This window comes from Chryseobacterium sp. 27AL (assembly GCF_057815395.1).
On the sequence record NZ_JBYRIW010000017.1, the window covers coordinates 16,897 to 40,169 of the forward strand.

Here is a 23,273-nt window from a genome sequence, read left to right on the forward strand (position 1 = left end):
AAATTGTGAAGTTCAATTTAAATTCACTTGAAGAAATTGACTTATTTATTAAAATTCACTATTTTCCATCCATGAAATCTAAAGAAAGAACAATTCAAATATCAATGATCATCATTACTTTAATGATGATCATTTTCCGTTTTTTACTCAATGAGAAAGGAAGAACAAATCCTGATTCTATACGCTATATGCGTTTTGCGCACGTTTTTCCAACAATTGACAATACGACGACTCCGTTGGGCTATCCTTTAAGCATTAAATTTTTTACTTTTTTCGGACCTGATGAATTCTGGAGCAGTAAAATTGTGGGAATTTCAGCATTTTTATTTATTATTTTTTTTACGTGGAAAAAGAAATTTTTCTTTAAAGAAGCAGTTGTCTTAAGCGCATTATTCAGTTTTCTTTCGATATTCTCGTATACCATGAGTGAGGCTGTGATATTACCTTTTGTATTATTATTTCTTTACACTTCATCTCTTATCATCGAAGGAAAAATTACTGGCGGAAAAGCTATTTTTTATCTTTCATTGAATTTAATTTTGCTATATAATATCCGTTACAGTTCACTATTTATCATGGCAGGTACAGGACTTTTCGGATTGATTTTCTGGAAAAAGCCATATTCAAGACCATTTGTTATTTCAGGATTGATCGGAGGAATTTTTGTTGTTTTATATAAATTTTTATTTATCGATTATTTTAATGAAAATTATGTAAATGAATTTTTAGAAATTGGTCTTCATCCAACCTCAAAGCTTTTAAAAGAACTATTTCAGGGATTATGTACTACTTTTAATCCGTTTATTCATATTGCGAATCCGGCAGGAGGAATAATTAATTATGCAATCTATGGAATTGGTTTTCTCAATATCCTTTTAATGGTATACCTGTTTATTAAATATAGGTTTTCAGAGGCTGAGTTTTTCTTTATATTCGTAAGTATTACCGGAATAATCTGCTCTTATTTCATACAGTATTTCTATTCTGTAAATGCAATTGATTATCGTCTGATGGCGCCATTCAGCTTTCCTATATGGCTCGTTTATTTCAGAAAATTATTTCTGATTTTTAATTATAAAGTATATGCGATAGGTTTTTTAAGTATTCTTTCAGGAATTGCTTTCACATGGCTATCAAGAGGAAATTATCTTGAAAACAGAAAAGAGATGAAACAGTTTTTAAAATCCGAAAATCTTGATAAAGGTCCGGTAAAATTTTACGTGGAAGATATTGAGGATCTTGAATATATTCAGGTTGCAGAGCTTATCAGTACTGTAAATCCCTATGTAGTACTCAGTTTAAAGCCAAAAGATACCTTACAGAAAACAACTTTAACGAGGTATAAAGTTTTACAAAAAATGAAGATTGACAAGAACAAATACCAATAATTTTATTATCTTTGAGTTAAAGTTAAAACATTAAAAAAATGAAATTACCAAAGTTTTTATTAGCAGATAATTCGGAATTTCCAGAAGATTTGTTCGTAGTTCATACAGAATATCCGAGATTCATCCTTAATGTTGAGGAGGAAGAAGTTGAGTGGCTGGATGATCTTGAAGGTGATGACGAAGAAACTATGGCAGACGAAGCTACAAAGGTGGTAGAGGCTGCATTCAAATGGTGCGATGAAGAGTTGGCTAAGTACGACGAGGAAGAAGATGAAGATTAAATTTTAATAATTTAAACATAAAAAAGGAACTCAAATGAGTTCCTTTTATTATTTTATTCCGCTTTGTTGAATTTTAACAAGAGAAGATTATCCTGATACAATTCGAGAACATTCCCGGTGATGACATATTTGTTGGCTTTCGACATCATATCCATAAAATTTCTCTCTACGCTCATATTCTCACAAGCCATTTTGGTGGAACCCATCTGCCCCGCAGAAAAATTTCCTGTAGAAGGCTCTACCTTAGCTGTTCCGAAATAATTGTTACATCCTGTATTTCCGTTGATTTTTTCCCCTTCAATATTTAAAGTAGGAATTTTTCCTTTCACATTATCCGCCAATGCCCATTTTGTCCCTGACAATGAAGGCTGAGCCTTACCTACTTTTGAGGCAGAACCAGACATTGCACCACAAGAAACCAGAACTGCGACTGTACATATACTTAAAAAAAGATTTTTCATTTGTTTATTTTTGATTTAAATCAAATTTACGGAAATAATATTATTTAAACAGCCCTCATAAAACTTTATTGTTTTCCGAAAGCTATTTTTTTCTTTGCTGATATACACTTTTATCTATTCGAACTCATTAAATATCATAATAAAGAGCAATAAAAAAACGGACAAAAGTCCGCTTTATATAAATGTATTTATTTTATAAATTATCCTCTTAATTCTGCATTAAATTCTTTTTGGAAAGATTTAACCAAAGAATCCATTACAGTTGCAATTTCTTTCTCTTCCAGCGTTTTTTCTTCGTTTAAAAGTTCAAAACTCATGGCATAAGATTTTTTACCTTCAGGAAGATTTTTTCCTTCATACACATCAAAAAGATTGATATTTTTAATGTATGGAGATTTATTCTTTTTAGCTGCCTGATACAGATCTTCATAATTCACATTTTTATCAATCAGTAAAGCTAAATCTCTTCTGATTTTGTTGAATTTAGGAATATCTTTAAATTTCAGATCATTTTCAACACGAAGATTTTGGGCAAATTCGAGCTCGATTTCTGCATAAAAACATTCCTGATCAATATCAAAATCTTTTAGCATCCGGGCGCTTGCTTTTCCAATTCTTACTAATGTTTTGCTGTTAACCTCATACGCCAGAGCATCAGAGAATCTTTCATCAGACAAAGCAACTTCTTTGTAATCAATAGCAAGTTTCTCCAATAAAACTTTTACATAAGCTTTCAAATAATAAAAGTTCGTTGCTGATTTCGGCTGAAGCCAGTTTTCTGCCACTTCCCTTCCGGAAATAAGGATGGCCAGTTGTTTTCTTTCTTCGTATTTTTCTCTTTTATGATAAATTTTTCCGAATTCGAAGAATTTGATATCCTGGTTTTTTCTGTTGATATTATAGATTGTATTCTGTAAAAGTCCCTCTAGCAAAGATTTTCTCATGAATGCAAGATCATTGCTCAGCGGGTTTAATAGTTTTACAGCATCTGTTTCATCTTTTACGGCAGTGAGTGAATTATTCATTACTTCATTGAAGCCAAGACTTTGTAATGTTCTTGCCCAGCTGTTTTCTAATTCATCCTGATCTTTTGCATTTAATTTCACCGGAGTAAAAGATATTTTCTGAGGAGCATCGATCTTATTGTATCCGTAAATTCTTAAAATCTCTTCAATTACGTCGATTTCTCTCGTCACGTCTGCCCTGTAAGCCGGAACGGAAATCTCAAGGCCATTCTGAATTTCATTTAAAACCTGAATATCCAAAGCCTTCAAAATTTCTTTCACTTTCTCCCTGTGAATTTTTGTCCCTAAAATCTGTTCGATTTTGGAAAATCTGATAATCACATAATTGTCTTCAATTTTCTTTGGATATTCTTCCAAAAGGTCTCCTACTAACTTTCCTTCAGCCAATTCCTGAATTAATCTGATGGCATGAGTAATGGCTGTTCTGGTAATATTAGGATCTACACCTCTTTCAAATCTGAAAGACGCATCTGTATTCAGTCCGTGGAATTTAGCGCCTTTTCTTACCGCAACAGGATTAAAATAAGCACTTTCCAGGAAAATGGTTTTAGTTTCAGCAGAAACCCCTGAATTGGCACCACCGAAAACTCCGGCGATACACATTGGATTGTCTTTTCCGTCTTTAATCATGATTTCAGAACCGTTCAGCGTTCTTTCCACACCATCTAATGTTATGAATTTCGTTCCTTCTTTTACGGTTCCCACCTTAATGGTTTTATCAGTGATTTTATCAGCATCAAAAGCATGAAGCGGCTGACCAAAACCATGAAGAATATAATTGGTAATATCCACAACATTGTTGATCGGGCTTAGGCCGATAGCTTTCAGTCTGTCTTTCAGCCATGCCGGAGAATCTGTTACCTTCACATTTTCGATTACTGCTCCGATGTATCTTGGACAAAGTTCAGCATCTTCCACAACCAGCTTAAAATCATTGGTTCCTTCATTGTTTAATGCAACTGAAGAAACTTTTTCAAATTCAGATTTTTGCTTGTTTGTAGAAAGATAGGCATGTAAGTCTCTTGCCACTCCGTAGTGAGACATGGCATCGGTACGGTTCGGCGTCAAACCGATTTCTATCACTTCGTCATTGACAATTTCAAAATAATCAGCGAAGTTTTTTCCGACTTCAAATTTTTCTTCATCCAGCACCATGATTCCTCCATGATCATCACTAAGACCCAACTCATCTTCTGCACAGATCATTCCCTGGGAAACTTCGCCCCTGATTTTAGCTTCTTTGATTTCAAAAAAGCTTCCGGTTTTATCATAGATTTTTGTACCGACTACTGCTACAGGAACTGTTTGTCCAGCTTCTACATTTGGAGCGCCGCAAACGATATTCAGGATTTTTCCGTTTCCAACATCTACTGTTGTTTTTTTCAGTTTGTCTGCATTCGGATGTTTTTCGCAGGTCAGAACCTTACCTACAACAATTCCTTCCAGGCTGCCTTTTATGCTTTCAAATTTTTCTATCCCTTCAACTTCAAGACCGATATCTGTAAGGAACTCACCGATTCTTTCAGTTTTCAATTCCGTTTTGATAAAGTCTTTCAGCCAATTGTTTGATATTTTCATCTGATAATTTTTATTTTTTCTGAAGTCAGATGTAATCTATGGTTTCATCTGATCTGGTTTGAAAAATTTAGTTAAATTTTAAGTCTACAAATGTCGTGTTTTTTTGAGAAATAGAGAAATTTATAACAGACTTTAAGAGCTTAATGTATGCTTTTTTTGCCACCTTTTTTAATCTTTCATATTAAAAATTGGTAGATTTATTTTTTAATTTACTTTTATTGAATCTGTTTTTTCTCTCTTTGATTTCACAGATTTAATCAGTTTATTGCTTATAAATATTTGAAAAAAACATTTAAGGCTATCAATTATGAGCATCTAATCTTTCCAGAATTTTTTCTAAACTATGTCTAGATATTTTCAGAAGGATAGACGTTGAATTTCCTAATGTTTATCAAGCGACTGTCTCATAGCCCCGATTGCAGCATTTGTTTGAGCTCATTTTTATGATTTCGGCTGCGGCGGCTTCGCCGCCGCAGCCGAAATCATAAAAATAGCGAGTGCGGAAAGCGGGAAAAAGCTCCTAAGAAAATAAAAGAGGCTTTGATCTGAAACCAAAACCTCTTTATATTTTATTTTATGTTACTATTACAATCCGATCACCGGCATTGATAACATTAAGATACTTTCATTTTCTTCAAGACCATCAAGGGGCTCAATAATACCTGGTCTGTTTGGCTGCGACATTTTCATTGTGATATCGTCTGAACCAAGAATTGTCAGCATTTCAGTTAGGAATTTAGAGCTGAATCCGATATTGATATCTTCACCGTTGTAATCGCAAGGAATCTGCATATCTGCCTTGTTTGCATATTCTGTGTCTTCAGCATGAAGGTGAAGAATATTCGCAGACAATTTGAATCGCACCTGGTTGGTAGATTTGTTTGACATGATGGAAGCTCTTTTGATAGCCCCTAAAAGTAGATTTCTATTGATCGTCAATACATTCGGATTTTCTTTCGGAATTACCGCTGTATAATTTGGATATTTTCCATCAATTAATCTACAGATCCATGTATGTTTCCCGAAAGTAAACCTTGCCATATTCTCATTGAAGTCGATGGTAACATCATCATTAGAGCTTGCCAGGATATTTTTGAAAATATTCAATGGTTTTTTCGGCATGATGAATTCCATGGGCTCAGCATTCATCAGATCATTTCTTTTATAGACAACCAACCTGTGAGAATCTGTAGAAACGAAATTCGTTTCATTTTCTCCAAACTGGAATAAAACACCCGTCATTACAGGACGAAGTGAATCGTTACTTGTCGCAAAAAGGGTGTTGGTAAGTGCCTCAGACAAAACTCCTGCAGACATGGTAACACTTTGTGAAGCATCAAATTCAGGAAGTTCAGGATAGTCATCGGCATTGTCAAGCGCCACGGCAAAGTTATCTTTTTCATCTAAAATCTCAAGCTGACTTCCTGTGCCTTCTGCATTATCTTTCACAACCAATGTCAATGGCTGTTCTCCATACGTCTTGATAAAATCCTGAAAAATCTTTGCAGGAACGGCAAACTTACCGGTATCATCAGACTTTACTTCAAGAGAAGTAACAAGAGTTGTCTCGCCATCGGATGCTGTAATGGTAACCTGAGTTCCGTCTAATTCAAAAAGATAATTTTCTAAAATCGGTCTCGACTGAGAGCTTGATATTACGCCACTTACAGTTTGCAAAGCCTTCTGCAGTTCACCACTTGAAATAATAAATTTCATAGATTTAAAAATAAATTTTTACAAATATAATAAATAGAAAACAGATGGAAAAGAATAATCCTGATAGTTACTAACAACCATCAAAAGATTTCAGCCCTGTTTTTCCTTCTTCATTTCGAGATAAAAGCTGCCTAAATGACAACGACTAAAGGTAAGGATTTTCTTTGAGCAAATCCCTATATTTGTGAATATCTTTTCAATATGCGAAAACCACCTGTTCATAAAAGTTTTTTCAATGCTTTCCGTGGTATTTTCCTGATGATAAAATGGGAAAGAAATTTTCAGATTGAAATGGTGGCTTTGCTTATTAATCTTTTTCTGATTTTTTATTTGAAAGTGACAACGATCGATGCTATTCTTATTATGATCGTCTGTTTTGGCGTTTTAGCCGCTGAAATTTTTAATACAGCCATTGAGAAAATCTGCGATATTATCCGGCCGGAATTTGATACAAGAATTGGTTTTATTAAAGATATTGCTGCCGGAGCGGTTCTTCTAATAACAATTGTATCGGTTATTGCAGGAATTTTAATTTATTGGAAATATGTTTTTAGCTAAATTTCAAATACTATCTACTGTACGGTTATTTCACCGCAATTAAAATATCGACTTCTGCATGGGAAGGATTTTGGGATTTTTCTCCATATACTTCAAAATCAGCAGTAAAAACTCTTTCCAATTCCATGTTCCAAATTTTTGTCCACTCATTAATAACCAGATTTTTTGAAATATCTCCTTTTGTGGTAAACTTCACATATTTTCCACCATCAAAGGAATAGCCAACCATGCCTTCCGGAATAAAATTCAAATTTTCCACTTTACAGCCAAGAATTGTTGTGTAAGGCTTTGTATGATCTTTTTCATAATCCGTATATACTGAATAAATGGTATCATCAATCTTATTCAGAATATTATTCAAAATATTTTCACTTATCAGTTTTTCCCATAATAACGGAATATCTTTTCCTTGCTGTCCGTTTTCATTCGTAGTCCTTATCGAAATACCGATAATTTTAAAAGGTTCTATTATAACATTTTCCATTTTTGTTTTCTTTAGAACAAAAATAAAAACATCCGGTGACAACAGGTTGTCAGCAGTAAAATGAAAATTTTCTTTTCTTAATTTTTCCTATTAATTCAATAGTTATTTGTTAACAACATATATAAATCCAGATTTCCCGGATTCGAAAACAGCTTCTATTCTTTTATAATCATCCACTTCATATTCATCCGCTTGCAGAATTTCTTCGTCTGTAACTTCAAATAAGACTCCTTTCACTTCGTCTTCGGTATTTCCTGAGAATTCTAAAATCGGATGATATTTCTGATTGCTTTTCCGTAAAACTTCCGGATCCGTAATTTCGAGCATTTTAAGTTTGTAACCTGTCAGAATATCTTTTTCCCCTATTAAAATTCGTCCGAAAGTTTCGATTTGCACTTGTTCTTTTTGCAGGGTTCCATAGGAAAATAAATTGGGCATTAGAAATGGTTTTTAAAATAAATAATTTGAATCGTAATATTTAATTAAGAAGTTAAAATTATTGAGATGCTTCGACAGGCTCAGCACGACAATGCTAATACTAAGAGTATAAATTTAAAATAACTTAAACTGAATTTAATGAATATTAATGGTTCAAAATTAATGTAATATTTTTATGTGATTCTATAATTTCAATTAAAACTTCAAACAAGGTTTGGCCGGTGCCGTCAATCAGTTCATCCAGTTTCTGCTGAATTAATTTTACATTAAAAGGTTTTCCTTGCCTGATTTTATTTTCATAAAATTCTTTAGTTAAATCAAAACCTAAATCTTCTTTCGACTTTTGCGAATTTTCCCAGATAATTTCACCTTTAAACCCATATAAAATATCATTAAAACCATCCAAGGTTCTGACTTTCCAATCTTCATCTTTTAGAAAAAGCTGAGAAACTTCTTCATAAAAACCTTCCAGATTTGAAAAATGACTGCCATTGATGACAGTCACTTTCTTTTTATTGTTATTTGAAGTATTCCACTCCATTTTTAAAGATATTGTGATAATTCGCGGTTGGAATGTTTTTCATCAAGCCTTCGGCAAAACGCTCCGGGTGTCCCATTCTACCGAAGATTTTACCGTCCGGACTCGTGATTCCTTCAATTCCGAATAATGAATTATTTGGATTGAACGGCATTCCGTGAGCGATATTTCCTTCTAAATCTAAATATTGCGTTGCAATTTGTCCGTTTTTGTATAACTTCTGAATTTCACCTTCCGAAGCCATAAAACGACCTTCACCGTGAGAAATCGGAATGGTGAAAATCTGGTCTTTCATTCCTTTTAACCAAGGAGACTCGTCGTTCACCACTTTTACGTTGACCATTTGCGAAATGTGTCTTCTGATGGCATTGTGAGCCAACGTCGGAGAGTTTTCATCTAAATCTTTGATTCTTCCGTACGGCAACAATCCTGATTTTACCAACGCCTGGAAACCGTTACAGATCCCGATGATCATTCCGTCTCTGTCCAGCAATTCGTGAACCGCATTTCTCATCTTTTCGTTTTTCAAAACGTTGACAATGAATTTTGCAGAACCGTCCGGCTCGTCACCCGCAGAGAAACCTCCTGAGAAAGCTAAAATCTGAGAAGTTTTGATTTCTTCAACCCACGCATCAATACTTTCGTCCAATAACTGGTGATTGATATTGATTAAAGGTAAACTGCTGATAACAGCACCTTCTTTTGCAAAAGCGTTCAGCGTATCATACTCACAGTTTGTTCCCGGGAAAACCGGCGCAAATACTTTTGGCTGGGCAATTCCGTGCTTTTTAATGATGATATTTCTTGGGTTGATCGAGTTTAATGTTTCATCGATTTCAACCGTTAATTTTTCTTTTTCAACCGTTGGGAAAAGATTCTCGAATGTATTCGTATTTGCCGCTAACAATTTCTCAATCGCGAATTCAGCATCATTAATTTTAATAACATTTGAATCTTTAACTTCTCCGATTAACTGAAGATTTACAGAGCTTAATTCCTCTTTAGATTCAATGATTAAGCTACCAATATTTTTAGCTAATAAAGAATCTGTTACATTGAGCGGAGTCGAAATGTCAGCACCTAATCTGTTTCCAAAGCTCATTTTGGCCAAGGCAACCGCAACACCGCCTTCTTTCACTGTTTTTACTGAAACGATTTTTCTTGCTTGGATATTCTCGAAAATCAATTCATAAATATCTTTTAAAGCATCATAATTCGGAAGTCCGTTTTCCTGAGCGATATGATTGAAAAAATACACTTTGTTTCCTGCTTGTTTAAATTCCGGAGAGATAATATTTTTCTTTTCTCCGTTTGCACAAGCGAAAGAAATCAATGTTGGCGGAACATTCAGATCCTGATACGTCCCACTCATTGAATCTTTACCTCCGATCGCAGCCAAACCAAAGTTGATCTGGGCATCGTAAGCTCCTAAAAGCGAAGCCAAAGGCTTACCCCATTTTTCAGGATTCTGGCCTAATTTCTCAAAATATTCCTGGAAACTGAATCTGATATTTTTGTAATCACCACCCATTGCAACGATCTTCGCAACACTTTCTACCACTGCGTAAGAAGCTCCCAACAGAGAATTCTGCTTAGAAATCTCTGCATCAAACCCCCAACTCGCCAAAGAAACCGTTTCAATATCTTTTGCTCCGATAATCGGCAATGTCTGAACACTTCCTTCCATCAAAGTCTGCTGATATTTTCCACCTAAAGGCATCGCCACCGTAGTCGCACCAATCGATGAATCGAACATCTCAAGCAACCCTTTTTGAGAAGCTACATTTTTATCGCCTAATATTTTCAGGAAATTCTCTTCGTTAAATGCAGGAGTTTTTTCTTTTACTTCATTAAGGTGGGTAATTTTAACTTCCTGACTTTTTGAACAGCCGTTCGTATCTAAAAATGCTCTTGAAAGGTCAACAATTTTATCGCCTTTCCAGAACATCTGCATTCTTCCTGAATCTGTCACTTTTGCAACCTCAACAGCCACAATGTTTTCAGCCTCACAGAACTTGATGAATTTTTCTTTATCTTTTGGTTCAACCACAACCGCCATTCTTTCCTGAGATTCAGAAATAGCAAGCTCGGTTCCGTTCAGACCTTCATATTTTAAAGGTAAAACATCCAGATTAACTTCCAGTGAATCAGCGATTTCACCAATTGCTACAGAAACGCCTCCAGCTCCGAAGTCGTTTGATTTTTTGATCAATCTCGTTACTTCAGGATTTCTGAATAATCTTTGGATTTTACGTTCTTCAACAGCATTTCCTTTCTGAACTTCAGAACTCATCGTGTGGATCGAAGTTTCGTCCTGTTCTTTCGAACTTCCGCTCGCTCCACCAACTCCGTCACGACCTGTTGCACCTCCTAAAATAATGATAGAATCGCCAGCTTCAGGCTTTTCACGTCTTACCCAATCCACAGGAACTGCTCCGGCAACGAAACCAACTTCCATTCTCTTTGCCTTGTAACCTTCGTCATAGATTTCGGAAACCATAGTAGTCGCCAGACCGATTTGGTTACCATAAGAAGAATATCCGTTCGCTGCCTGTTTTGTGATCGTTTTCTGAGGCAGTTTTCCCGGTAACGTTTTATCAACCGGCTCCAACACATCGGCAGCTCCCGTTAATCTCATCGCCTGGAAAACGAAAGAACGCCCGGACAAAGGATCTCTGATTGCTCCTCCTAAACAGGTTGAAGCCCCACCAAAAGGCTCTATTTCTGTTGGGTGATTGTGTGTTTCATTTTTGAATAATAAATACCAAGGTTCTTTTTTACCGTCGTATTCCGCTTCGATTTGGATGGTACAAGCGTTAATCTCGTCTGAAACCACCAAGTTCTCTAAATTGCCGGTTTTATGGAAATATCTGCCGCAAACTGTTGCCAAATCCATTAAAGAAATTGGCTTTAATTCACGTCCTAAGAATTTTCTTTTTTCAATATAGTCATTGAAAATGGTTTCCAATGTATGTTTAAACTGTCCTTCAAATTCAATATTTGACAATTCTGTTTCAAATGTTGTGTGACGACAGTGGTCACTCCAATAGGTGTCTAAAACCTTAAGTTCAGTTTCTGTAGGATTTCTTTGTTCAGATTTAAAGTATTCCTGAATGAATTTCAAATCATCCAACCCTAATGCAAAACCGTGATTATTAAAGAATTCCTCGAGCTGAGCATCATCAAAATTGATGAAATTTTCGTGAACAATCACTTTTGACGGTGTTTCTTCTGCAGGAATATCCAAAATAGATAAGTCTTTTTCCTGAGATTCAACTTTATTAATAAGAAGATCCTTGATTTTTGTCAAATCTGACTCTGAAACGCCTTCAAATTCAATAAGTTTACCGCTTCTTACTTTAGACTTCTCATTTCCAGTTAATAAAGCGATACATTGTTGAGCAGAATCCGCACGTTGATCGTACTGACCTGGCAGGAATTCCATTGCAAAAAATATTTCTTTTGCAGGATTTTCTGTATGTAAAATATCAGTAACAGGGTCTACGAAAGTGCTGTTTACCACTTTTTCGAACTCACCTTCATTTAAGCCAAAAATATCGTAAACGTTATAAACCTTTACACTTTGGACAGACGGAGCAACCGCTTTTAATTCATCAAAAATTTTTGGACTTTCAACATCGAAAATTCCTCTTTTTTCTACGAAAATTCTTTTGTTTTGAGACATTAGATGTCAGATTTTATTAGATTTATTTTTATTTAAAACTTATTTGGCAAATGCCATATTTTCTCATTGCAAAGATAGCATTCCTACGGAATGCATATTGTATTTACATCATATTTCTACACAGATGTCATTCCTCCGGAATGTTATTTTTCTAATGGTGATTCCGTAGGAATCATAGCTGTGTAGAAAGAGCCTGCTCGGATTAAAGTGGCAGTCCGTAGGACTGCTATTTCTTCTCATTGATTTCGAAAAAATAATACTGTAATCAGAAATTATTTTTCGTCATCATAGAATTCAAACAAATATTCATTCTTAAATTCGATTTCAAAAACATTCAACATTTCAATATATTCTTCTCTGAAGCTCTTTTTTGAATGATGTTTTTCCTGGTTTAGCACATAATTAACAACCTTGTCTTTCTGACTTTTTGCATAAGAAAAAGCTCCGTACCCTTCTTGCCAGGAAAATTTACCAAAACACAACTTCTTTTCATTAATATAATTTGTTGATTCAATTTTAACCGTTTTAATTAATTCCGGAATCGTTATCTGCAAATTCTTATAACTAAAGAAAATATGAAGATGATCAGGATTTGCATAAATCGCTAATACCTTTTGTTTCTTATTGTTAAATATTCCACAAATATATTTTTCAATTTCAGCTCTTACTTCAGATTTAATTTTAATGCTCCTTCCTTTTGTAGCAAAAACAACCTGAATATAAATCTGTGTATAGGTGTTCGGTATATTTTATTTTCATCATTTTTGCAAAGATAGCATTCCTACGGAATGCATGTATTGTTTAATGTTATTTCTACACAGATTTCATTGCTACGGAATAAAATATTAATATCTTCGCTATTTCTTATTTACTTAATTTATTCGGATGATCCGGATGTTCTTTCTGAAATTTTTCGGCCTGTTTTCTCTCGTTCTTCAGCCATTTTTCAAAAGGAATCTTTTCATTATCATCATCTAGTGCAAAAATATTTTTGCCATTTTCTGAAATTAAGAATTTGAAATCATACATCAATCCTGCGTCCAGCTTTCTGTAATCATAAGTATTCACCTGATAAAACGGAAAGTTTTCTTTTGGCCGCTCTACAATTTCAAAGAAAAGTTTCTTTTCATCAGCAGGTAATTTACTGTAATGGTTGACGTAATATATTTCGGAAAGCATTTTATTTTGCTTCTCAAAAAATTTGAGAATGTTCTTTTCCTTTTCATTATAAGAAAAAGGATACGGATAATATTTCCCATTTGATTCAACCGTCTTAGCCGATTTCTCAACAGGCTGAACAGTTTCTCCTTTGAAATTCATAACACCCCATGTTCCACCGACTATGGCCTTATGCTCTTCTTGTGTCTTCTCCCAATCACAGCCGTCGCAGTAGGCAGCATATCCATAATTAAACGACGATACAAAATCATATTTAGGCTTGATAATAACCGTCCCGTTTCTGTCTGCAAAGCCAACTTTCCCGTTTTTAACAAACCTCCTTACTCCTTCTGAGAAATAATCTGCTCCGTTGTCGTAAAAGAAAGGTCTGTAGAGAAAGTTTCCATTTCTGTCATAAACATATCCCCACGCATTTTTTTCCGGTTTCTCGTCTTGTTTTGGTCCGTCAAAATAAATAGTTTCCCCTTTTACCAATTCTCCATCTTTCAGATCAGAAAAAATTTTAAACTGTGCCGGAACGATGATTGTACCGTCTTCATTTTTAACACCAACCAAAGAATCTTTCGTTTTAAAATACTTCAGAACATCCTTTTTCTGGGAAAAAGAAAGCATAGGCATTAGTAAAATGGCTAAAAGTATTTTCTTCATTTGATTTTTTAAAAATGATTTATTCGTCCTTGCTAAGATCGGCTTTCTTACGTACATTTACAATAACATATAACTTTTTAGAAGTATCATAATCAATCGAATTCTCTAATTTCCATTTTTGATATCCTATGTAATCAAATTGATGATTTTCTGGAGGAGTTAACAAATAATGATATTGCTCCATTAAATATTCGTCTACAAAACCATCATTTCTAAGTTTTGTAAAAAAAGAAATCAGTCTCATTGCGGGATCATTCCCTTCTATTGAATTCTGATTTTTCTCGGTTTTATAATCGATAAAACCATTAATTCCAGCGATTTGAAAATCTAAAAGAACACCGGGTATTCCTGCTGCCCTTTCATATTTATCAATATTTTCATAGATCCACTTCATCTTATTCGTTGCACTACTCATTGTAATTCTCAACAATGATTTATTCTGAGCAGCAACAGGTGCATAGAGAATATTGGCATACCTAGTTATTGGATTTTTCTCAACTATTTTTGCCGGCTGTATTTTAGCCAAAAATTGGTCCTGAACTTTATCCAGAGCTAATGTATCATTCCCTTTTTGGCTGACCTCTGAAATAAAAACCCAGAATCCGGCATCATATACCCGTAGATTAATCAATCGGTCAAGATGACTAAAATAACAACTGATACCATGAAGCTTAAATTTTCCTTCTTTGATCGATACCGTCTTATTTATTTTTTTATTTTCCTTAGGTGAATATTTTCTTTCCTGCAAATCCCTATAGTAATGTCTTAGGAGTCTTTCTTCATCAACAAATGCAGGAAGAATTTTAAATTTAAATGACATGTCATGGTTTTTATCTTCGTATTCCGCTGCAAATACGCTGTCATTTTTAGAATTTGTGGATAATTCGGTTCTGAAAAAGTTCTCTACACTTAACGGAGCCGAAATTCCGGAAATAGTATGTTGAAAATCTGTTGTTGATTTTATTTTTTTATTCGGTTTTAAATCCTGCGAAAAAATCATCACAGGAAATAGCAGCAAAATAAAAAATGTAAAAATCTTCATACTCATTCAAAAAAATATGCAGCCAAAAAGACTGCATACATTAATTATACTTTAAGGTCAGCCTCCAGTCCGATAAGATCTTTGTTCTGATCGATGATTGGCTGTACTTCATTCTTTATAAATTCTTCCGTCTGGATCGGAGCAAACCCGATAAAGTTTTTAGGATCCAGGACTTCTTTTAATTTCGACTTATCCAGCTTTAATGAATGGTCGTTCAGGATTCTTTCGATAAGGTCGTTTTCTTTTCCTTCTACTTTTACCTGCTTAGAAGCTTCCATGGAATGAACTCTGATCACCTCGTGAATTTCCTGACGGTCACCGCCTGCCTTCACTTCTTCCATGATGATATATTCTGTCGCCATGAATGGAAGCTCATCCATAATATGTTTGTTAATTCTGTTCGGATACACTACGATTCCGTTCATGATGTTGTTCCAAATTAATAGAATCGCGTCCACAGCTAAAAATGCCTGAGGAATAGTCAGTCTCTTGTTAGCAGAATCATCCAGTGTTCTTTCAAACCATTGTGTTGAAGCTACCATTGCAGAACTTGTTGTCAAAGACATCACATATTTTGCCAATGCTCCGATTCTTTCGCTTCTCATCGGATTACGTTTGTAAGCCATTGCCGATGAACCGATCTGGTTCTTCTCGAATGGTTCTTCAATTTCTTTAAGATTTTGAAGTAAACGTAAATCGTTGGTGAATTTATGTGCTGATTGCGCAATATTTCCTAATAAAGCAACCACTTTAGCATCGATTTTTCTGTCATAAGTCTGCCCGGAAACTCCGAAAACCTTTTCGAAACCGAATCTCTTTGACAATTCTTTATCTAAATGCTTCACTTTAGAGTAATCTCCGTTAAAAAGCTCAAGGAAACTTGCTGCAGTTCCCGTAGTTCCTTTTACTCCACGGAATCTCAAAGTTTCCAGGAAAAAATCAAGTTCTTCGATGTCGAGAACTAAACTTTGTAACCAAAGAGTTGCTCTTTTCCCAACAGTTGTTAATTGGGCCGGTTGAAAATGAGTAAATCCTAACGTTGGTAAATCTTTATATTGAATAGCAAAATCTGCTAAATTTTTCATTACGTTAACCAACTTCTTCTTTAAAATTAAAAGTCCGTCACGAATCTGAATTAAGTCTGTATTATCACCTACAAACGCCGAAGTTGCTCCCAAGTGAATAATTCCTTTTGCAGAAGGAGCCACATCACCGTAAGCGTGAACGTGAGCCATTACATCATGTCTGAATTTTTTCTCATATTCAGCTGCTTTATCATAATCGATATTTTCAGCGTTGGCTTTCAATTCTGCAATTTGCTCATCTGTGATTTCAAGACCAAGGTCTTTTTCGATTTCAGCAAGGGCAATCCAAAGCTTTCTCCAGTTCTGGAATTTATTGTTGTGAGAGAAGTTAAACAACATTTCTTCGCTTGAATAGCGTTCTTCCAATGGATTTTTGTAGGAATTCATTCTTTCTTTTACTTTTTAGCTATGCAAAAATAGGGTTTTTCTGTGAGAGTTGAAAATCGTTTCGAGACTGAATAGTGTTATAAAAATATCTAATAAAATGATAAAAGCCACTCCTTAGAATGGCTTTCTGTTCATTATTGATAAATTACTACGTCGTTTTTCTTAATCTGATAACCCTTTTTCTTATAAGGAACCAATACATAACTATCTTTTATTGCCTTTCCACTTTTCCAGATTCTGCTTTTGCCATGTCTTTCAAGAATAATGCTTTTTGCGGCGCCATCCGGAATAAATATTTCTGCCTTTTTCATGTTTTTGCTGAAAATAACCGCTGTCATGGTGGAATAGCTTTTATCGCCATCCACTTCTTTAAGCTTGATTTTTTGTTCAAAAACGCGTACACATTCGTTCTTTATCTGGGAATACGTATAACCCGCAGAGCCTATACATCCATGAACATCTCTGTCATTCCCTACAACCGGCGTCTTTTTTTGACACAGCATCAAGGAACTTAGAAACATTAAACTAAATAAGATTGTTTTTTTCATATGTTTTTATTTAAAGTTTTCTGGTGGTTTAATCTTACTCTAATATACAAAAAAGTCACTCAATTTGAGTGACTTAAAATTTATTTTGTCCAGTTAATCTTTGAATGTTTCACGTCTGCGGAACTTGTTCCGATCATGATATCAAATTCTCCCGGTTCCCAATCATATTTCAGATCTCCGTTATAGAACTTAAGATCTTCAGGAGTAATATTGAAAGTAACCTTTTTAGATTCTCCTTTTTTCAGCATTACTTTTTGGAAGCCTTTCAATTCTTTTACAGGTCTTGTAATGGTTCCTACCAGATCCCTGATATAAAGCTGAACCACTTCTGCCCCATCGTAATTTCCGGAATTCGTAACCGTTACAGAAGCCTGAACAGTCTGGTTTCCTTTAGGGTTTGCATTAGAAACCGTAACGTCAGAGTAGTTGAATTTAGTGTAGCTCAACCCATATCCAAACGGATAAAGCGGTGTATTACACTCATCCATATAATTTGAACGAAATCTCTGGTATTCACATTTATCAACAAGCTTTTGATCCAAAGGTCTTCCTGTGTTTTTCTCATTATAATAGATAGGCACCTGTCCTAAGCTTCTCGGGAATGTCATCGGTAATTTTCCGGAAGGATTCACTTTTCCGAAAAGAACATCTGCGATTGCATTTCCTGCTTCTGAACCTGGGAACCATGCATTCAGAATAGCATCAGGAGTGTCTTTAACATTGGTAAGTGCCAAAGGACGACCTGTGAAAAGTACCATCGCTATGGGTTTTCCTGTTTTTTTCAATTCGTTTAATAAATCTACCTGAGACTGAGGGATGGTAATTTCTGTTCTTGAAGAAGATTCACCGCTCATTTCTGCAGATTCTCCGATGGCAAGAACGATAACATCTGCTTTGCTAGCCACCTCAACAGCTTCTTTCAATAATGCTTCTTTTGAACGATTGTCTCTGTCGGTTTTCTTACCGTGAGCCGCATAAATTTCTTCCAGTTTTGCATCATAATCAATATTAGCGCCTTTTGCGGAGATGAATTTCACATTTTTACCGTAATTAGCTTCAAGCCCCTGCACTAAATTAACAGATTTTGCATGCTGTGCGGCTACACTCCATGTTCCGGTCATATTGATGGAATTATTTACCAATGGCCCGATTACAGCTACTGTTCCGGAAGCTTTTAAAGGAAGGATCTGATTTTCATTTTTCAATAAAACCATAGATTGAGCAGCAATATTTCTGGCAATATTTCTGTTTTCCTGACTGAAAACTTCTTTTGCCGCTAGTTTTGCATCCCCATGTTTGTAAGGATTATCGAATAACCCGAGGTCATATTTTGCTTCAAGGATTCTTCTTGCTGCCATATCGATTTCAGCCTGGGTCACTTTTCCCTCAGATAAAGATTTTTTAAGTGTCGTTAAAAAGCCTTCACCCACCATATCCATATCCACTCCGGCTTTTAAAGCCAGCGCAGAAACCTGCTGAAGATCACCCATACCGTGATCTACCATTTCATTGATTCCCGTATAATCGGTCACTACAAATCCCTTGAATTTCCATTGGTTTCTCAATACTTCTGTCTGAAGCCATCTGTTTCCTGTAGCCGGAACTCCATCCACTTCATTGAAGGAAGCCATTACAGAAGCAACTCCTGCGTCAACAGCAGCTTTATAAGGAGGGAAATATTCGTTAAACATTCGGATATGACTCATATCAACAGTATTGTAATCCCTTCCCGCTTCACCAGCACCGTATAATGCGAAGTGTTTAACACAAGCCAAAATGGTATTTCCTGCCGAAAGATCTTTACCCTGATATCCGTAGACCATGTTTTTAGCAATTTCACTTCCAAGATACGGATCTTCTCCGGAACCTTCGGAAACTCTACCCCACCTTGGTTCACGTGAAATATCAACCATCGGCGAGAATGTCCAGTTGATTCCGTCTGCTGAGGCCTCCTTTGCCGCTACACGCGCCGATTGCTGAACAAGACTCATATCCCAGGATGAAGCCAGTCCTAACGGAATAGGGAAGGTTGTTTCATATCCGTGGATAACATCCATCCCGAAAATCAACGGAATTTTAAGTCGGCTGTTTTCAACGGCTACTTTCTGAACAGCTTTGATTTTATCAGCACCTTTTATATTGAATAGCCCACCTACTAATCCTTGTTCTACTTTTTTTCCAATGTCTGAGCTTTTAGCCAAACCGGTAGTAAAATCGCCAGAACTTGGCAAATTCAGCTGTCCGATTTTCTCATCCAATGTCATTTTCGACAAAAGATTGTCTACGAATGCTTTCTTTTTAGCCTGATACTGGGCCGTCTGATAGGATTGAACGGGCTTTGATACCATTTCCTGCGCCGAAAACACAGGCGCCAGTGCTAAAGTGGCCATTACAATTAACTTTTTCATAAATCTATCTTCTTTAATTATATAGTTCTTTTGTAATAATAATTATTTAAATACAAACAACAAACTTTTTAATAACAATTGTCATTTTTCGACATTGTATATTTGGCAAAGATCGTCAACATTATAAATGATTATTATTAAATTTTGTTTAATTATTTCCCTTTTGACAGCATCCATTCATATAATTTAGGATCAGAATAGGTTGAATCCCAGGAATTGTGATTGTCATTCGGGAAAATTTTCAGTTCTGCTGAAGGGTTCACAGGATGTAATTTTTGGTAAAAATTAAATGCATTTTCCGGTAAAACCACATCATCCATTCCGCCATGGAAGATTTTCATATTCAGATTTTTGTACTGATGAATATTGGCATACATTACCCTATCGGTAGGAGCACATACAGAAACCACTGCTGCAAACATCTCAGGATGTTCCATCGCCAGCTTCAAGGTTCCCCATCCTCCCATCGAAAGTCCTGTAAGATAAATTCTTGAAGGATCAATTTTATATTTTGCCTGAATTTCTTTGATCAAAGCATAGACCGTTACCGTATCCCACCACATATTTTCAGGACATTGCGGAGCTAAAATTGCAACAGGTTCTTTTATTAAATTTTTATAAGTGAACGGACTGTGTGCCTTAACCATTTCCAGGTTATTGCCTCTTTCCCCGGATCCGTGGAGAAAAACGATCAACGGAACATTTCCTTTGGCATTTTGGGGATAATCGAGAATATAGGAAATTTTTTCCTGCCTTTTAATTTCTTTATTTAATTCCGATTTTATTTCCTGTGCATGTAAGCTTACTGAAAAAGGTAAGAAAATAAGTAGTAAATGCTTTAGCTTTAGTTTTAATTTCATTTTACTTTTAAGTTTTAGTAAAGCCGTTTTGATGAATTGATATTTAAATTCGGTATGTTATTTCTATTCAGGTTGTCCTCCTAGCCCTGATGGGAACGGCATCCTTTTTTTGGTAGGGAAAAGCCCGGCAAAAAAAGATACAGTGAACAGCAGGATCAAGCTCCTGAAAATTACCGGATGCCGTACTTTTCAGATTTAAAGCTCAGTTTTTTCAATCCCTGCTGAATTTCCGGAGCGTTCATAAAAAGCTTCCATAAAAATCCGGTTCGATAATTTTCGATCATCGGGGCAATGGTTCCCTGATCGATCGCAAGATATCTTGGGGTTGTCCAGTTGTCGTACTGAATCGAATTGGCATCATAAGGTCCTGCGGACCCTATAAATTCAGGCTTCTGTGTGTATAAAAAGCGTAAAAAATCCATAGATTCCTTAGGGGTGTATGGAAAGCTGCTCAATGCTGCCGTAGGGGTAATTACTCCTCTGTCATTTTGTGGAAAATGAGCATCATATCCAACACTTCCATCGCTATTTCTTGAATAACTGGCTGTTAAACCCCAATAATTTGGTCCATAACCTGCCCATTGCTTAGGATTTTCAACACAGTATTTATAATCAATAAGAACCTGATTTTTATTTAAATCGAAATAATTCTTGATTAATTTATCTGAAAGATTTGTAGGATCGAGACCGATGTATGAATAATGCGCCCAGAATAGTGGGCCTCCGTATTCTTCAGCTCCGTTGTGTTTAACGTATAAAGGAAGTCCGTATTTTGTTTTATCAGAAAGATAGGTACCATTTCTTGTCCAGCCTTTATAATACGTTTCAGCATCGATGGGATAAGTTGGTGAGGATGCCGCTAAAATATACGTTATCAGACATTCGTTGTATCCTTCCAGCGGAAAATTCATTTCCCATTGGTAATCCGGTGACCAGTGCCAGTACAATACTTTTTCACCGCCTTTTGTGTACCAATTCCATTGAATGCCTTTCCAAAGTTCGTCACATTTTTTGGCCAACGCTTTTTCTTCTGCATTTCCGTCTTTAAAATATTCCCGGACCATTAATATACCCGAAGTCAAAAATGCCGTTTCCACCAAATCTCCTCCGTTGTCTTTTTTCCCGAAAGGTACTGTTTTACCGGTTTCACCATTGATCCAGTGTGACCAGGCACCTTTATGACGATCGGCCTTTGCGAGAAAATCCATCATAGTTGTTAACCGTTTCACCGCCTCTTTTCTTGGTACAAAACCTCTTTCAACTCCTACCAGAACAGTTGCAAGCCCAAATCCGGAACCGCCTGTTGTAACGACATGTTTATCATTATCCGGATAAATATTATCTTCATGGTAGCGTTCTCTTCCAAGCAAAGAATTCGGTTCGGCATAATCCCAGAAGTATTTCAGGGCATCTTTCTGGACTTTGTCCATTAATTGTTGATCAGTAATATCATTTTTAACTGTTTGCGATTTCACTGCTTCTTGTTTTGAAGCCTGCGAATTTTTGCAGGAAACCGTGAGTAATGATATTAAAGTGACTGACATTATAATCCTCTTCATATTAATATTTTTTATAATTTTATTAGAATCCGTATTGTGTAGAATGGAAACCCAGCTTGATTAGACCTTGCTTAATATCCGGAGCATTCATAAACAATTGCCATAAAAATTGGCTTTTATAATTTTCAACCATTGGAGCAATTGTTCCCTGATCTATGGCTAAATACCTTGGGGTAAACCAATTGTAATGTACAGAATAGGCGTCATAAGGTCCGGCAACTCCAATATATTTATTATAATTTTCATTATACAAAAATCTAAGTACATTCATGCTTTCTGTAGGAGTATAAGGCATACTTGACAATGCTGCTGTAGGGGAAATAACGCCTAAGTCATTATTTGGCTGGTGTGCAGCATATCCTGTTGAGCCATCTGTATTTCTTGAATAACTGGCGGTAAGTCCCCAGCTTTTTGAATTATAACCCTGCCATCCTTTGGGATTGGTTACACCATACTGATACATAATTTTTGCGTGATTGGCTGTTGCATCTCCATAATTCACATATTCATCTGATAAACCTCTAGGATCCAGGCCTAAAAAAGAATAATGAGACCAAAACATTGGTCCGACAGTATTGTTTGCTCCATTATGATTAACTATCACAGGAATTCCGTATTGTGTTGCTGTACTTTTAATTCCCCCATTTCGAGCCCACCCTTGTTGATAGACCTGTTTTTCAATAGAATAATTGGGTGAAGCGGCAGCCAAAACATATGTAATTAAAGTCTCATCAAACCCTTTCAATTGAAGGTTCATTTGAAAATCATAATTAGGAGACCAATGCCAATATAAAACATTCTCTCCTTTTGTATACCAATTCCATTCAATTCCTTTCCACAGAGCATCCGCTTTTTGAGAAAGTGCCAGTTCTGAATTGTCAGAAGAAGTTTTAAAATATTCTCTTACACAGATTAATCCTTGTGCCAAAAATGCAGTTTCAACCAAATCTCCACCATTATCCATTGTACTAAATGGAATTACTTGCCCATTTGTGCCATTCATCCAATGTGGCCATGCGCCGTGAAAACGATTGGCATTTTGTAAGAAATTAAGTGAAGTAGTAAGTTTTGAAACTGCTTCAGCTCTGGAAATATATCCATTCTTAATTCCCACTAGAATCGTCATCAGTCCGAAACCTGATCCTCCCGTAGTGACAACATTAGCATCCTGCGAAGGATTATCGGTATGATATCTTTCTCGTGCCAGCTTTGAATTGGTTTCTGCATAATCCCAGAAATATTTTAATGCATCTTTTTGGACCATCTCGATGAGCTGGGGATCGGTGTATTGAGAAGGCTGTGTGACAGTAGGATTTTCATTTGTCCCCTCTACAATAGAGTCAGAAGAACAACTGCCACATAGAAATATGGCAGTTGTTAATATTAGAAAATTTTTAATTCTCAT

The 23,273-nt window shown here is 35.7% G+C and carries 19 protein-coding genes; 3 read left to right on the plus strand and 16 right to left on the minus strand.

Features of this window, described 5'->3' with window-relative positions:
• The first annotated feature begins 5 nt into the window (after positions 1-5).
• A complete protein-coding gene (locus AC3WV0_RS16620) occupies positions 6-1,388 on the plus strand; it encodes a hypothetical protein (RefSeq protein WP_488847188.1) in 1,383 nt (460 codons plus the stop codon).
• 38 nt (positions 1,389-1,426) lie between these two features.
• On the plus strand, positions 1,427-1,669 hold the full coding sequence (locus AC3WV0_RS16625; protein WP_090001462.1) for a DUF8828 family protein: 243 nt from the start codon (positions 1,427-1,429) through the stop codon (positions 1,667-1,669).
• Positions 1,670-1,722: 53 nt separating this feature from the next.
• Here AC3WV0_RS16625 and AC3WV0_RS16630 read toward each other — a convergent pair whose 3' ends face one another.
• The 3 genes from AC3WV0_RS16630 to dnaN all read right to left on the minus strand — a co-directional run bounded on the left by AC3WV0_RS16630 (position 1,723) and on the right by dnaN (position 6,449).
• Complete coding sequence (locus AC3WV0_RS16630; protein ID WP_488847189.1) at positions 1,723-2,130, minus strand: META domain-containing protein; 408 nt, start codon at positions 2,128-2,130, stop codon at positions 1,723-1,725.
• Between the two features lie 200 nt (positions 2,131-2,330).
• Positions 2,331-4,733, minus strand: coding sequence for a phenylalanine--tRNA ligase subunit beta (gene pheT / locus AC3WV0_RS16635; protein ID WP_488847190.1), 2,403 nt, complete (start codon positions 4,731-4,733; stop codon positions 2,331-2,333).
• A gap of 585 nt (positions 4,734-5,318) precedes the next feature.
• Positions 5,319-6,449, minus strand: a complete 1,131-nt coding sequence (dnaN, locus tag AC3WV0_RS16640) for a DNA polymerase III subunit beta (RefSeq protein ID WP_090001456.1) — start codon at positions 6,447-6,449, stop codon at positions 5,319-5,321.
• Between the two features lie 201 nt (positions 6,450-6,650).
• On the opposite strand from dnaN, the gene AC3WV0_RS16645 reads away from it, so the two are divergent.
• Entirely contained in the window at positions 6,651-7,007 is a 357-nt protein-coding gene (locus AC3WV0_RS16645; RefSeq protein ID WP_488847191.1) for a diacylglycerol kinase family protein, read from the plus strand.
• Between the two features lie 25 nt (positions 7,008-7,032).
• Here the strand turns inward: AC3WV0_RS16645 and AC3WV0_RS16650 are convergent, their stop codons facing one another.
• From AC3WV0_RS16650 to AC3WV0_RS16710, 13 genes are all read right to left on the minus strand, one after another.
• Positions 7,033-7,491 carry a GyrI-like domain-containing protein gene (locus AC3WV0_RS16650; RefSeq protein WP_488847192.1) on the minus strand — a complete coding sequence of 153 codons (459 nt, stop codon included), beginning with the start codon at positions 7,489-7,491 and terminating at the stop codon, positions 7,033-7,035.
• 102 nt (positions 7,492-7,593) lie between these two features.
• A complete protein-coding gene (locus AC3WV0_RS16655; protein WP_488847193.1) occupies positions 7,594-7,929 on the minus strand; it encodes a gamma-glutamylcyclotransferase family protein in 336 nt (111 codons plus the stop codon).
• Between the two features lie 145 nt (positions 7,930-8,074).
• Positions 8,075-8,470 (minus strand): barstar family protein, encoded by a 396-nt coding sequence (locus AC3WV0_RS16660; protein ID WP_488847194.1) that lies wholly within the window; start codon positions 8,468-8,470, stop codon positions 8,075-8,077.
• Positions 8,448-12,152, minus strand: a complete 3,705-nt coding sequence (locus AC3WV0_RS16665) for a phosphoribosylformylglycinamidine synthase (RefSeq protein ID WP_488847195.1) — start codon at positions 12,150-12,152, stop codon at positions 8,448-8,450. Before AC3WV0_RS16665 ends, AC3WV0_RS16660 begins: the two co-directional genes overlap by 23 nt.
• Before the next feature lie 272 nt (positions 12,153-12,424).
• Complete coding sequence (locus AC3WV0_RS16670) at positions 12,425-12,898, minus strand: transposase (RefSeq protein ID WP_488847243.1); 474 nt, start codon at positions 12,896-12,898, stop codon at positions 12,425-12,427.
• A gap of 118 nt (positions 12,899-13,016) precedes the next feature.
• Positions 13,017-13,979, minus strand: a complete 963-nt coding sequence (locus AC3WV0_RS16675) for a WG repeat-containing protein (protein ID WP_488847196.1) — start codon at positions 13,977-13,979, stop codon at positions 13,017-13,019.
• Between the two features lie 19 nt (positions 13,980-13,998).
• The gene (locus tag AC3WV0_RS16680; RefSeq protein WP_488847197.1) at positions 13,999-15,027 is read right to left on the minus strand and encodes a hypothetical protein; all 1,029 of its coding nucleotides are present in this window, start codon (positions 15,025-15,027) and stop codon (positions 13,999-14,001) included.
• 38 nt (positions 15,028-15,065) lie between these two features.
• Complete coding sequence (gene purB, locus AC3WV0_RS16685; RefSeq protein ID WP_090001439.1) at positions 15,066-16,493, minus strand: adenylosuccinate lyase; 1,428 nt, start codon at positions 16,491-16,493, stop codon at positions 15,066-15,068.
• A gap of 134 nt (positions 16,494-16,627) precedes the next feature.
• Positions 16,628-17,041 carry a hypothetical protein gene (locus tag AC3WV0_RS16690; protein WP_488847198.1) on the minus strand — a complete coding sequence of 138 codons (414 nt, stop codon included), beginning with the start codon at positions 17,039-17,041 and terminating at the stop codon, positions 16,628-16,630.
• 80 nt (positions 17,042-17,121) lie between these two features.
• Positions 17,122-19,449 carry a beta-glucosidase BglX gene (gene bglX, locus AC3WV0_RS16695; protein WP_488847199.1) on the minus strand — a complete coding sequence of 776 codons (2,328 nt, stop codon included), beginning with the start codon at positions 19,447-19,449 and terminating at the stop codon, positions 17,122-17,124.
• Positions 19,450-19,601: 152 nt separating this feature from the next.
• Positions 19,602-20,309: a carboxylesterase family protein gene (locus AC3WV0_RS16700; RefSeq protein WP_488847200.1), complete on the minus strand. Its 708-nt coding sequence runs from the start codon at positions 20,307-20,309 to the stop codon at positions 19,602-19,604.
• Between the two features lie 170 nt (positions 20,310-20,479).
• A complete protein-coding gene (locus AC3WV0_RS16705) occupies positions 20,480-21,868 on the minus strand; it encodes a glucoamylase family protein (RefSeq protein WP_488847201.1) in 1,389 nt (462 codons plus the stop codon).
• Between the two features lie 22 nt (positions 21,869-21,890).
• Positions 21,891-23,273 carry a glucoamylase family protein gene (locus AC3WV0_RS16710; RefSeq protein WP_488847202.1) on the minus strand — a complete coding sequence of 461 codons (1,383 nt, stop codon included), beginning with the start codon at positions 23,271-23,273 and terminating at the stop codon, positions 21,891-21,893.